The 12,601-nt window shown below is 68.7% G+C and carries 10 protein-coding genes and 1 pseudogene; 6 read left to right on the top strand and 5 right to left on the bottom strand.

What is annotated here, in order from left to right:
- Positions 1-346: 346 nt before the first annotated feature.
- Complete coding sequence (locus ACSQ3N_RS22725; protein WP_436147530.1) at positions 347-1,999, top strand: FAD-dependent oxidoreductase; 1,653 nt, start codon at positions 347-349, stop codon at positions 1,997-1,999.
- Positions 1,996-2,361: a 4Fe-4S dicluster domain-containing protein gene (locus ACSQ3N_RS22720; protein ID WP_056162764.1), complete on the top strand. Its 366-nt coding sequence runs from the start codon at positions 1,996-1,998 to the stop codon at positions 2,359-2,361. The genes ACSQ3N_RS22725 and ACSQ3N_RS22720 overlap by 4 nt, the downstream gene beginning before the upstream one ends.
- Before the next feature lie 600 nt (positions 2,362-2,961).
- Here the strand turns inward: ACSQ3N_RS22720 and ACSQ3N_RS22715 are convergent.
- The 3 genes from ACSQ3N_RS22715 to ACSQ3N_RS22705 are packed head-to-tail and all read right to left on the bottom strand — an operon-like array spanning position 2,962 to position 5,733.
- Complete coding sequence (locus ACSQ3N_RS22715) at positions 2,962-3,822, bottom strand: ABC transporter permease (protein WP_436147529.1); 861 nt, start codon at positions 3,820-3,822, stop codon at positions 2,962-2,964.
- Positions 3,815-4,714, bottom strand: a complete 900-nt coding sequence (locus tag ACSQ3N_RS22710; protein ID WP_436147528.1) for an ABC transporter ATP-binding protein — start codon at positions 4,712-4,714, stop codon at positions 3,815-3,817. Before ACSQ3N_RS22710 ends, ACSQ3N_RS22715 begins: the two co-directional genes overlap by 8 nt.
- Positions 4,711-5,733 carry an ABC transporter substrate-binding protein gene (locus tag ACSQ3N_RS22705; protein WP_056162776.1) on the bottom strand — a complete coding sequence of 341 codons (1,023 nt, stop codon included), beginning with the start codon at positions 5,731-5,733 and terminating at the stop codon, positions 4,711-4,713. The genes ACSQ3N_RS22710 and ACSQ3N_RS22705 overlap by 4 nt, the downstream gene beginning before the upstream one ends.
- Before the next feature lie 419 nt (positions 5,734-6,152).
- On the opposite strand from ACSQ3N_RS22705, the gene ACSQ3N_RS22700 reads away from it, so the two are divergent.
- Positions 6,153-6,497, top strand: a complete 345-nt coding sequence (locus ACSQ3N_RS22700; RefSeq protein WP_056162779.1) for a hypothetical protein — start codon at positions 6,153-6,155, stop codon at positions 6,495-6,497.
- Between the two features lie 204 nt (positions 6,498-6,701).
- On the opposite strand, the pseudogene ctlX reads toward ACSQ3N_RS22700, so the two are convergent.
- Positions 6,702-7,656 (bottom strand): annotated as a pseudogene (ctlX, locus tag ACSQ3N_RS22695) (citrulline utilization hydrolase CtlX).
- Positions 7,657-7,788: 132 nt separating this feature from the next.
- On the opposite strand from ctlX, the gene ACSQ3N_RS22690 reads away from it, so the two are divergent.
- The 3 genes from ACSQ3N_RS22690 to ACSQ3N_RS22680 all read left to right on the top strand — a co-directional run bounded on the left by ACSQ3N_RS22690 (position 7,789) and on the right by ACSQ3N_RS22680 (position 11,293).
- Complete coding sequence (locus tag ACSQ3N_RS22690) at positions 7,789-8,220, top strand: Lrp/AsnC family transcriptional regulator (protein ID WP_056162782.1); 432 nt, start codon at positions 7,789-7,791, stop codon at positions 8,218-8,220.
- 134 nt (positions 8,221-8,354) lie between these two features.
- A complete protein-coding gene (locus ACSQ3N_RS22685; protein ID WP_056162784.1) occupies positions 8,355-9,317 on the top strand; it encodes a Bug family tripartite tricarboxylate transporter substrate binding protein in 963 nt (320 codons plus the stop codon).
- A gap of 290 nt (positions 9,318-9,607) precedes the next feature.
- Positions 9,608-11,293 (top strand): NYN domain-containing protein, encoded by a 1,686-nt coding sequence (locus ACSQ3N_RS22680; RefSeq protein WP_056162787.1) that lies wholly within the window; start codon positions 9,608-9,610, stop codon positions 11,291-11,293.
- Between the two features lie 75 nt (positions 11,294-11,368).
- Here the strand turns inward: ACSQ3N_RS22680 and ACSQ3N_RS22675 are convergent, their stop codons facing one another.
- On the bottom strand, positions 11,369-12,376 hold the full coding sequence (locus ACSQ3N_RS22675) for a PfkB family carbohydrate kinase (protein WP_436147527.1): 1,008 nt from the start codon (positions 12,374-12,376) through the stop codon (positions 11,369-11,371).
- Positions 12,377-12,601 lie beyond the last annotated feature (225 nt).

Below are 12,601 nucleotides of genomic sequence, written 5' to 3'. Positions count from 1 at the left end.
CGCAGGCAGGCTTGGAGCCGCGGCACTCAGCCCCTCTCCCTACGCACTGCGCGCTAGGGGGGGACGCACCCGGTGGCCTGGCAAAGCCAGTTCCACGGGTGCCCTGGCCTGGGCCGCGCCCATTCCATGCGTTGTGGATGGCTCGCAGCGAATGCATAGCTGCCCCCGTTGCTATCAAGAATAAAAAGCCGTTCACGCTGAGCTTGTCGAAGCGCCACACCGGGCTTCGAGAAGCCTGTCCTGAGCCCGCCGAAGGGCTTAGCCCGAACCGCATTGAATGATTGAACGCAAATCCGTAAGCGTTCCCACCGGTCCCGTCGAACCCCTTCTCACGAGGAGATCTGCCATGCCTGAATCCATCGACCTCCACCGCGCAGAGCGCCTGGCAGAGCCCACCCACGACACCGATGTGCTGGTGATCGGCGGCGGCCCTGCCGGTACTTGGGCCGCCATTGCCGCTGCGGGCCGCGGTGCGCGCGTCCTGCTGGTGGACAAGGGCTTTTGTGGCACCTCGGGTGCCACCGCGCCGTCGGGCACCGGCACCTGGTGGGTGCCGCCCGACCTGCAGGCCCGCACCGCCGCCAAGGCGCAGCGCGAGGCGGTGGGCGGCTTTCTGGCCAGCCATGAATGGATGGACCGCGTGCTGGACCAGACCTGGCACAACCTGCAGCAGCTGGCCGACTGGGGCTATCCCTTTCCGGTGGACGATGCGGGCAACGAGCGGCGCAATTCGCTGCAGGGCCCCGAGTACATGCGCCTGATGCGCAAGCGGGTGAAGGCGGCGGGCGTGCGCATTCTGGACCATCACCCCGCGCTCGAACTGCTGGTGGATGACCACGGCCAGGTGCGTGGTGCCACGGGCGTCGCGGAGCCGGGCGATGTGCCCTGGGCCATACACGCCGGCGCCGTGGTGCTGGCCAGCGGAGGCTGTGCTTTTTTGAGCAAGGCGCTGGGCACCGATGTGCTGACCGGCGACGGCCACCTGATGGCGGCCGAGGCGGGCGCGGTGTTCTCGGGCATGGAGTTTTCGAGCGCCTATGGCCTGGGGCCCACGTTCTCGAGCGTGACGAAATCGCTGTTCTACAACTGGGCGAGTTTTCGCGACCCGGGCGGTGCCGTCATCGACGGAGCGGGCTCGTCGCAGGGCCGCAGCATCATCGCGCGGCGCCTGATCAGCGAGCCGGTGTTTGCCGTGCTCGACAAGGCCGACGGCGCCGTGCGCTCCTGGATGCGGCAGGCGCAGCCCAACTTCTTTTTGCCCTTCGACCGGCTGGGGCTGGACCCTTTCACCCAGCCGTTCCCCATCACCCTGCGGCTCGAAGGCACGGTGCGCGGCACCGGCGGCCTGCAGCTGCAGGGGCTCGATGGCGCCACGCGCGTGCCGGGGCTGTACGCCGCCGGCGACGTGGCCTCGCGCGAGCCGATCTGCGGCGGCTTTACCGGCGGCGGCAGCCACAACGCAGCCTGGGCGCTGTCTACGGGGTTCTGGTCCGGTGCGGGCGCGGCCGACCACGCGCTGGCGCACCGCAGCACGCCTGCCGCTGCGCCGGTGTGGCGGGCGGGGCAGGTGGGGCTGGCGGCGTGTTCGCACATCCGTACCACGGCCACCGAGCGCATCGATCCGCAGGCTCTGGTGGCGGCGGTGCAGGCCGAAGTCTTCCCGCTGGAGCGCAACTGGTTTCGCAGCCGCGACGGGCTGGAGCCCTCGCTGCAGCGCCTGGACGCCCTGTGGGCGCAGGCCGAGCGCAGTGCCTCGGCCTTGCCGGAGGCACTGCGGCGCACCCGCCAGGCTGTGGCTCTGCTGGCCCACGCCCGGTGGATGTACCGCAGCGCCCTCGCGCGCACCGAGACGCGGGGCATGCACCGGCGCACCGACTTTGCGCAGCTGGACCCGGCCCAGCAGCACCATGTGGTGGTGGGCGGGCTGCAGCAGGTGTGGACGGGGCGCCACCCGGCGAGCGAGGGCGCCGCCGCGCAGCGCGAGGCGGTGGCCGCATGATCGAGTTGATCGATGCGGCCCGCTGCACCGGCTGCAACATCTGCGTGGCGGTGTGCCCGACCCGCGTGTTCGATGCGGCGCCGCCACTGGAGGCGGGTGTGGGCTCGGCTGGCCTTCTGCCCGTCATTGCCCGGCAGTCCGACTGCCAGACCTGCTTCATGTGCGAGCTGTACTGCCCGGTGGATGCGCTGTACGTGGCGCCGCAGACGGTGTCGGTGGCAGCGCTCACCGAGGCCGGGCCCGCGCAGCCTGCGGCCCCTTTGTGGGGCAGCTACCGCCGTGCCGTGGGGTGGGATGTGCGGGACGGCAGCACGGCTCGGCTGGACCAGAGTTACCACCTGCTGGGTGCTGCGCAACGTTGAGCAGGGGCAAGTCCATGGTCGTTACCGGCTGCGTTTTCTTCATCCCCCGTTCGGGCTGAGCCTGCCTAAACCTCGCGCGGCGCTTCGACAGGCTCAGCGTGAACGGTTGGGGGTTGTGACGGGGTGAACAAGGGAGGCCACTGCGGTTGCGCGCAGTGGCCTTGTTTTTGGTGATGCCTGGTGCGGGTTGCGTTCGATGCATCCCCACCGTTCGGGCTGAGCTTGTCGAAGCCTTGCGCGGCGCTTCGACAAGCTCAGCGTGAACGGGTGGGGGTATGCGGATGGTGAAGAAAAAAGGCCACTGCGTTTGCGCGCAGTGGCTTTTGTTTTTGGTGATGGCTGGTACGGATTGCAATCGATCCATCCCGACCGTTCGGGCTGAGCTTGTCGAAGCCTCGCGCCGCGCTTCGACGGGCTCAGCGTGATCGGGTTGGGGCATGTGGATGGTGAAGAAAAAAGGCCACTGCATTTGCGCGCAGTGGCCTGGGTGTGGGTGATGGCCGGCACGGGCTGCGTCCGATCCATTCCCACCGTTCGGGCTGAGCCTGTCGAAGCCTTGCGCGGCGCTTCGACAGGCTCAGCGTGAACGGCAAAGGGATCTCAGCGCGCCACCCCCTGCCACGCCGTGAAGTGCCGCTCCAGCCGCTGCAGCGCATAGTTCAGCGTCACGCCGATGGCCGTGATCGCGATGATGCCGAAGTACATGTCGCCGATCAAGAAGCTGTACTGCGCATAGATGATGAGGTAGCCCAGCCCGGCCTTCGCGCCCACCATTTCCGCGGCGATCAGCACCAGCATGGCCGACGCGGCAGCCAGGCGGATGCCGACGAAGATCGTGGGCACCGACGCGGGCAGGATGACCTTCACGAACAGCTGGCGCGGCGTGGCGCCCATGGTGCGGGCGGATTTGACCAGCAGCGGGTCCACCTGCCGCACGGCGGCGATGGTGTTGAGCAGCAGCGGCCAGGCGCAGGCATAGACCACGATGGACAGCTTGGACACTTCGCCGATGCCCAGCAGCAGCAGGAACACCGGCAGCAGCGCCAGCGGCGCGGTGTTGCGCAGCAGCTCGATCAGCGGGTTGAGCGCCTGGCCCAGCCGCTGGTACCAGCCGATGGCCAGGCCCAGCGGAATGGCGGCCACGATGGCGATCGACAGGCCGCCGAGCGAGCGCGCCAGGCTGATGGAGGTGTGCTCCCACAGCTGGCCGTTTTGCGCCAGCACCCAGCCGGCGGCCAGCACCTCGGTCAGGGGCGGCAGGAAGGTCGGGTCGGTCAGGCCCAGGCGGGGCGCCAGCTCCCACAGCACGGCCAGCGCCAGCACCAGGCCGGAGCGCCAGGCGCCGTTGGCCACGCGGCGGGCCAGGCGCAGCCACAGGGTGGGCAGCGCCTGTGCGGCATGGGGCAGGGCGGTTGCGGGATGTTGCTGCGCAGCGTGTGCGGACAGTGCGATGTCAGACATGGTGGGACTCCTTGATCACGGGTTGGGCGGCGATGCGGCTGCGGCGTTCGTGGCGCGCGGACGCGACCTCGTCGTGCAGCAGGCCCCAGATGCGGTGGCGCAGTTCACCGAACAGCGGCAGCGAGCGGATGTCGTCGGTCTCGGCGCGCAGCGATTCGGGGATGTCCACGATCTCCTTGATGCGGCCGGGGCGGGTGGTCATCACCGCCACGCGCTGGCCCAGCACCACGGCCTCGTCGATGCCGTGGGTGATGAACACGATGGTCTTGCCGGTGCGCTGCCAGATGTCCACCAGTTCTTCCTGCAGCGTCTCGCGGGTCTGCGCGTCCAGCGCGGCGAAGGGCTCGTCCATCAGCAGCACCTGGGGCTCGTAGGCCAGGCTGCGGGCAATCGCCACGCGCTGTTTCATGCCGCCCGACAGTTCGTGCGGATAGCGCTGCGCGAAGTCGGACAGCCCCACCAGCTGCAGGTAGTGCGCGGCCTTTTCGCGGCGCTCGCGCTTGCCCAGGCCCGCGACCTCCAGGCCGAAGGCCACGTTGTCCAGTGCGGTGAGCCACGGGAACAGCGCGTACTGCTGGAACACCACTCCCCGGTCCCGTGCGGGGCCGGTGATGCCCTTGCCGTCGATGAGCACCTGGCCGCTGGTGGGCGGCGTGAGGCCCGCGAGCAGGTCGAGCAATGTGGACTTGCCGCAGCCGCTCGGGCCCACCAGCACCAGGAACTCGCCGGGGCGGATGTCGAGCGTCACGTCCTGCACGGCGACAAAGCGCTTGGACGGGCCGCCGTCGTCCGCACGCACGGTGAACTCCTTGGTCACGTGCTCGAAGCGGATCTTGGCCGGCGCGTTGGTCGCGGCAGTGGCCGCGGTGTGGGGATGAATGGCGCTGGTCATTTGCTGGCCGCCAGTTTGTCCACGCCGCCGTTGGCATACGGGTTGAACGCGTTGGTGTACAGGTCGGCGGCCTTGAGCTGGCCGGGCTTGACCACCTCGTCCTTCACCAGCCAGTCCACCCAGATCTGCAGTTCCTTGTCGGTGATGAGGCCGCCCTTGCCGGCCACGCCGGTGCTCTTCCAGTACTGGATGGCGTCGGCGGTCTCGGCGCGTTTGCGGCCTTCGATGATCTTGGTGTAGCGCGCCCGCACTTCAGCCGGTGGTGTGTTGCGCGCCCATTCGATGGAGCGGGCCAGGGCCGACACCAGGTGACGGCTGGTGTTGGGGTTCTGCTCGATGAACTTGTTGTGCAGCACCAATGCGCCGCCGGTGAAGTTGCCGAACAGGTCGCGGTCCTTGAACAGCGGGCGGATGCCGCCGCGCTCCAGCGCCTTGTCGCGCAGCACGCCGCCGAGCGTGGAGACTTCGACATGCCCCTGGCGCAGCGCCTGTTCGCCGGTGACGGGCGGCGTGGCCACCAGCGTGACCTGCTTGGCCTCGGCGTTGGTGAGTTTGCCGCGCTCCAGGTACTCGCGCAGCATGAACTCGTGGTGCGCGCCCAGCGTGTTCACCGCGACCTTCTTGCCGATGAGGTCGCGCGGGCCCTTGATGGGGCTGTCGTCCTTGACGTAGTAGCCGTTGTAGGTGTTGTCGTCCGAGCCGTAGTAGCCCAGCACGGCCTTGACCGGCGCCTTCTTGGCCGCGAGCTTGATGATGGCGCCGTAGAAGGCGCCGCCGATGTCCACATCGCCGGTCACCACGGTCTGGATGTCCTGCGGGCCGCTGATGGTGTTGCCCACCCACTTGGACTTGAGCGGTGCGAGGTAGCCCAGGTCTTCGGCCAGTTCGATCCAGACCACCTGGCCGGCCCAGCCCTGGTAGCGGATTTCGGATTTCTCCAGGTTCTGCGCGGCGGCAGGGGCCGCCAGGCCCAGCGCCAGCGCGGAGACCAGCAGGAAGCGTTTCGACAGATCGAGCATGGGGAGTTCCTTCGTTGCAGTGGTTCAGTGAGGTGTGCAGTGCAGTGCGTGTGCATTCACTCAGGCCGGGCGCCGTTACCGCGGCCTGAGACCCCCTGCCTTCCGCAACCCGCGTGCCATGGCGTCGATGCTGCTTATGCGGAAATCGCGCATGGCGCCGGGGTGCTGCGTGGGCGCCGCCTGTGCGCTGCGTCGCCGGGATAAACGCACCCTGCAGCGTTGACGCGTATGGCAACTGACAGCAGCCGGGGGCGCCACGGCTGAGGTGCGAGCGGCTGTGCGCGGCTGCTGGGTTTGCAGCAGCGCGTGCGCGCTTCGTCGTTCGTTGCTGCAAAGTCAGCAGCGGCTGCGGGGCGCTGCAAAGCGATGCAGCGTTGTGGTGGATGCTCAGGGCGGCGGGCGGTCGGCACAATGGCGCGATGACGACCCCACCCTCGCGCCACGCCGTGGTCTGGCTGCAGGCCGACGCGCCGCCCAAGCCGGCCGTGGGCGCGCCCTGCAACGGCTGCGGTTTGTGCTGCCTGGCCGAGCCCTGCCCGCTGGGCATGCTGGTGTCGCGCCGCCGCCGTGGGGCCTGCGTGGCGCTGCGGTGGGACGAAGCGCACGCCCGGTACCTGTGCGGCATGGTGGCCGACCCGGGCGAGGTGACGGGCCTGCGGCAGCGCTGGTTGACGGCACCGCTGGCCTGGCTGGCTCGGCGCTGGATTGCGGCGGGCGTCGGGTGCGATGCGGATGTGGCGACCACCGACGTGCCGCGCCCGTGAGCTGGGTGGTGACTTGCCAGGGAACTGTTGGCGGGATGGGGCGGCAGGCGGTGCGCTACGCAGCGCTTGGAAGGTGATTGCTATTAAAAATATAGCTGCTAGCGCTTGCCTATCAAGCGGTAGAGGGGTTTTTTAATCAAAAACCCCCAGTGTCTACGCAGCGCGGCAGCAACGTCGTCTACTGGCCCACTGCGCTGTGGGCTGTCAGTGGGGCCGGGCGTCCGCCATGCTGCGCCGAGCCAGGTGCACGCCCGCCAGCATGCAGCGCACCGACCCGCCCGCCAGTTCGATGGTCGGCACGGCCAGCGGCAGCAGCGTGGCGCTGCGCTCGATGACGGCCTTCTGCGCCGCGGTCAGGCTGGCGGCGGCGCGCGCCGACAGGGCCAGCACACGACCCCGGGCGCCGGTCAGCTCCAGCGCATTGCCCGCGAATTCGCCGATCTGGTGGGCGCTCAGTTCGATGACGTCGCGGCCGGTTTCGCGCAGGCGGCTTCGCACAGCCTCACGTCGCAAGGGGTCGGTGATCAGGTGGAACCCGCCCAGCGCGAAGTCGGTGCCCACGCAGAGCATCACGTTGGTGTGATAGCACGGCCGGCCCTCTCCATCGGCCGTGGCAAAGGCCATGGGCTCGTAGTTGAAGTGGGTGCAGAACCGCTCCAGCGCCACCGGGTCGGCGCGGTTCGACTGCGCGGTGTAGGCGATGCGGCCGATGTGGTCGAGCACCATCGCGCCGGTGCCTTCGAGGAACATGTTGTCGGCCTCCAGCCCCGAGTAGTCGATCACGTCCTGCACCCGGTACTCGGCCTTGAGCAGGTCCAGCACGTCGCTGCGGCGCTCGCGCCGCCGGCTCTGTGCGTACATCGGGTACACGGCCACGTGGCCGCCGGCGTGGGTGGAGAACCAGTTGTTGGGGAAGACCGCATCGGGCGCGTGGCGCTCGCCCAGGTCGTCGAACAGGTGCACGCGCACGCCGGCGGCTTCGAGTTTCGCTGCGGCCTGGGTCCTCGGCGTATGCCTTGCGCGCGATGTCGTCCGGGGCGGCGGTGGTGGTTACGGACTGAAAGGCGTTGTCGTGCGCGGTGTCCGGGTTGGGGTGAAAGCGATGGGGGCGGACCATCACGACGGCGGAGGGGGCTTGGGCGGATGCGGGGGAGGGCATGGCGGTCAGTGGTTGGAAGATGGCGGCAAGGTGGCGGTGCATGAATTTTCCGGACAGTGCCAGCCAACCAACAGACTTCAAACTGATCGAAATGCAGCAAAATCTGGCGTTCTGATCACCCAGAGGCCCACTATGAACAGGCTGGACGACACCGACCGCGAAATCCTCAGCATCCTGCGGGCCGACGCGCGCACGCCCGTGGCCACACTGGCGCTCAAACTGCGCGTCTCGCGCGGCACCGTGCAGAACCGGCTGCACAAGATGGAGGAAAGCGGCGTCATCGTGGGCTACACCGTGCGCCTGCGGCCCGACTCCGAGCCCCAGCGCATCCGCGCCTGGATGAGCATCGCGGTGGAGGGCAACGCCGCGCCCGAGGTGATCCGCGCGCTGCGCGGCGAGCCCATGGTGGGCACGCTGCACACCACCAATGGCCGCTGGGACATCGTGGCCGAAGTGCGCGCCGAGAGCCTGGAGGCCTTCGACGCGGCGCTGGGCCGCATCCGCCTGACGCCCGGCATTGCGAACACCGAGACGAGCATCCTGTTGTCGACGTACAAGGCCTGATGCCGGTGCGCCTGCGGGGCGGAAGGTGCACTGGCACCTGTGCGACACCGGCTAGGGGGTTTCCGCAAGACCCCTGAGGAGTCGGTTGAAGTCCAATGGCGAAGTCTTTGTTTTTGCTATTGAGGAGCCCCGCCATGCAACGTCGCCAGATCATCCAATGGGGAGCCGCCGGCCTCGCCGCCCCCGCTTTCATGGCGCAGGCCCAGAGCTTTCCGAACAAGCCCATCAAGCTCGTGATCGCCTTCCCGGCGGGCGGCCCCACCGACATCACCATGCGTTCGCTGGCCGACAGCGCCGGCAAGATCCTGGGCCAGCCGGTCATCGTGGAGAACAAGCCCGGCGCCGGCGGCACGCTGCCCGCGCAGGCGCTGCAGGGCGCTGCGGCCGACGGCTACACCGTGGCGCAGATTCCGCTGGGCGTCTTTCGCCTGCCCTACACCACCAAGATCAACTGGGACCCGGTCAAGGACATCAGCTACGTGCTCAACGTCACCGGCTATGCGTTCGGGCTGGTGGTGCCGGCCGACTCGCCGCTCAAGACCTGGACGCACTTCGTGGCCTGGGCCAAGGCCAATCCCGGCAAGCTGAGCTACGGCTCCACCGGCACCATGACCAGCCCGCACCTGACGATGGAGCTGATCGCCCAGCAACTGGGGCTGGAGCTGCTACACGTGCCCTACAAGGGCAGTGCGGACCTGATGCAGTCCATCCTGGGCGGGCAGATCATGGCGGCGGCCGACTCCACCGGCTTTGCGCCGCAGGTCGAGGCCGGCAAGCTGCGCGTGCTCAACACCTGGGGCGCCGAGCGCCTGGCCAAGTTCCCGGACGCACCCACGCTCAAGGAGCTGGGGCTGAACCTGGTGCAGAACTCGCCCTTCGGCATCGGCGCGCCCAAGGGCACACCCGATGCGGTGGTCAAGCGCCTGCACGATGCCTTCAAGCAGGCGATGGAGCAGGACAGCTACAAGACCGCGCTGGCCCGCTACGACATGGTGCCGATGTACATGAGCACGTCGGCGTACAAGAAATTCGCGCAGGACACCTTCACGCGCGAGAAGGCGCTGGTGGAAAAACTGGGCCTGGCCAAGCCGAGTTGAAGTGAGCACCCCCTGAGCGGCTGCGCCGCTTCCCCCTCTCTCGCTGCGCTGCGCTGGCGGGAGGGGGACGCCCCCAGCGCACGGAAGTGAAGCGCCGCAAGCGGCTTGGCGGCCCTTGCGCGGGGGCACTGGCCCGGGACGCGCCAGTCACGACGTTTCGCTGGCAAACTTTTCTCACTGAAGGTCCGCCCTCACGCTATTCATCGGTACCGCGACATGGCCTCCGGAGGGGCGTATGGCGTTCCGTGTGATGATCCGTCCCAACATTGAACGGAATACCGCGAGCATTTATGGCATCCCCCTCCGACAACAGCATCAGCATGGCCCTGTTCTGCGACTTCGAAAACGTCGCCCTGGGCGTGCGCGATGCGCAGTATGAAAAGTTCGACATCAAGCCCATCCTGGAGCGCCTGCTGCTCAAGGGCTCCATCGTGGTCAAGAAGGCCTATTGCGACTGGGAGCGCTACAAGGGCTTCAAGGCCACCATGCACGAGGCGAATTTCGAGCTGATCGAAATCCCCCATGTGCGGCAGTCGGGCAAGAACTCGGCGGACATCCGCCTGGTGGTGGACGCGCTGGACCTGTGCTACACCAAGTCGCACGTGAACACCTTCGTGATCATCAGTGGCGACTCGGACTTCTCGCCGCTCGTGTCCAAGCTGCGCGAGAACAACAAGCAGGTGATCGGCGTGGGCGTGAAGCAGTCCACGTCGGACCTGCTCATCGCCAACTGCGATGAATTCATCTTCTACGACGACCTGGTGCGCGAGAACCAGCGCGCGATGGCCCGGCGCCAGAACCCCGGCTCGGCCCCCGCGCCGCGTCGCACGCCCGAGGAAGAGCGCCATCGCAAGGAAACCCAGGACGTGCGCCGCACCCAGGGCGTGGAGCTGGCGGTGGAGACCTTCGAGGCGCTGACCTCCGAGCGCGGCGACAGCGGCAAGATCTGGGCGTCGGTCCTCAAGGAAGCCATCAAGCGCCGCAAGCCCGATTTCAGCGAGAGCTATTACGGCTTTCGCACCTTTGGCAACCTGCTGGAGGAAGCGCAAGCACGCGGCCTGCTGGAGTTCGGCCGTGACGAGAAGTCCGGCGCGTATGTGTTCCGCTCGCTGGGCGGCGGAGTGGGCGCAGGCAGTGCCGATCCCTCGGGCCGCGCCGACGCACCGGCCGAGCGGCAGGGGGGCGCAGCGGGTCACGTCCGCCACGATTTCCATGCCGTGGCTTCGGTGCCGGACACCTCGGCAGGCCAGGGCGAAGGCGGCGGCGGCAATGGCCGCGGTGGCCGCTCGCGCGGGCGCCGGGGCGAAGGCGCTGGGCGCTCGTCGGCACCGCAGCACGCAGAGATGCGCCGCGATGGGCAGGCAGAGGACCATGGCGACCAGCAGCCCGACTTCGGCGTGGATGCTCACGATGGCCGTGATTCGCGTGACTCCCGCAATTCACGTGAGGCTCGAGATGCTCGTGACACGCGGGACACGCGCAATGCGCAGGATGACGATCAGCCGGAGCGTCCGACCCGCAGCTACTTCAGTCAGCCGGCGGCCGCACCAGCGCCTGCACCCGCTGCGGTCGACGCCCCGCCGCGTCGCGATGCCGTGTTGAATGATGACGACTACCAGTCCGGCGCTCCAGCTCAGCAGTGGGGTGCCGACGATGACCACCAGGCCTCAGCGCCCGCGATGGTCGAGGCACCCGATGAAGCAGCCGAAGAGTCCAGCGCCCCTGCACCCCGCAGCCGCCGCGCCGGATCGGCAGCGCGCAAGACCAGCGGGCGCAAGGCAGCAACGGGCGACTCGGAGGCACCGGCGGCCGCATCGCAACCCGCGCCAGCGCCCAAGCCACGAACAGCATCGGCCAAACCCAAGGCCGCCGCGGCTGCTGCAACAGCAGCAACTCCAGAGGCCGCTGCAAAGACCCCAGCGCCCCGCGCCCGCAAGCCGCGCAGCACAGGCAAAACCACCAAGCCCGCTGAGTGAACGGTGCCAGCCGCCGGCCGGGCTGAACGCCTGCCGCACGGCTGACACGCGCCGCCAGCCAATGCAACCCTGGCCTTATGCGGCGGCTGCCTGTACGGCGGACGCGCCCGCCTGCGCGGCGAGCCGCTGGCGCACCGTGTCGTAGCGGGGCGGCACGCAGCCCACCTGCTCCACGCAATGGCTGGCACTGGCGAGCGCATGCCACAGCACGGCGTGCAGCCGCTCGGTAGCCAGCGGGGCCACCAGGCCCCCGGGGCGCTCGCACAGGGCCTCCTGCCCCCGCTCCGGCCCCGCCAGCAGCGCGGTGATGAGACCGGCCAGAAAACAATCTCCCGCCCCCACGGTGTCGGCCACGGCCAAGGGCGCGTGCTCTTGCGCATGCACGACCTGGCCGTCGCGCTGCAGCAGCCACGCGCCGCCGGGCCCCAGCGTCAGGGCCAGCCACTGGGCGCGGGTGTGGTCCAGCAGGTGCCGGGCGCGCTGCAGTGCGGTGCCGCCCGGCACGGCCAGTGCCTCCAGGTCGTCGTCGCTCACCTTGATGAGGTGGGCGTGCTGCAGCGCGGCCATCACGTTGGCCCGGTAGGCGGGCACGTCGTCTACCGCTGACAGGCGCAGGTTGGCATCGACCACCACCATGCGCCCGGCGGCACGCTGGGCTGCAAGCCACGGCAGGTAGATGCCTGCGTCCTGCGCCACCAGCGCGAGGCAGCCGGTGGCCACCACCTGCAGGCCGGGCAGGGCGGTGCAGGCGGCGATCAGCGCGTCGCCCGTGGCCTGGCGGTCGGCCACGCCATCGCGATAGAAGCTGTAGCTGGCCTTGCCCTCGGCATCCAGCGCGGCCACCGCCAGCGCGCTGGGCGCGCGCACGGGCACGGGCGATGCCAGGGCCACGCCGGCGTCGTGCAGGCCCTGCAAAAGCTGTCGGCCCAGCAGGTCGGCCGACAGCGGGTTCAGGTACATCGTGCCCACGCCCTGCAGGCCCAGCGCACGGGTGAGGTTGTAGACGGCCCCGCCCGCGCAGGGCCGCAGGCGTCCGTCAGCCTCCTGGATCAGGTCGAACAGGGCCTCTCCCGCGGTGGCCACCCGCAGGGCTGGTGCTGCGTCGGTGGGCGTGGAAGCCGTTGGTTCTAGGGCAGCGCGCGACCCTGGGAGCGGTGTGAGGGTGGCGGTGTCAGGTACTGATCGGCTAGGGAAAACCATAACTAAATCCACTTGATTTATTAAATTGCAACGCACTATAGTTCGATCCCATCCACCCGACAAGAGTGGTGTTCCCGAGGTGCCGCACCGTGTGGCGCCCGGGGTTTC

Origin of the sequence: Acidovorax sp. LjRoot194 (assembly GCF_964253015.1) — a bacterium.
GTDB lineage: Bacteria > Pseudomonadota > Gammaproteobacteria > Burkholderiales > Burkholderiaceae_C > Acidovorax.
Note: the sequence above shows the minus strand (reverse complement) of the source record. Positions and strands in the feature narration are given on the sequence as shown.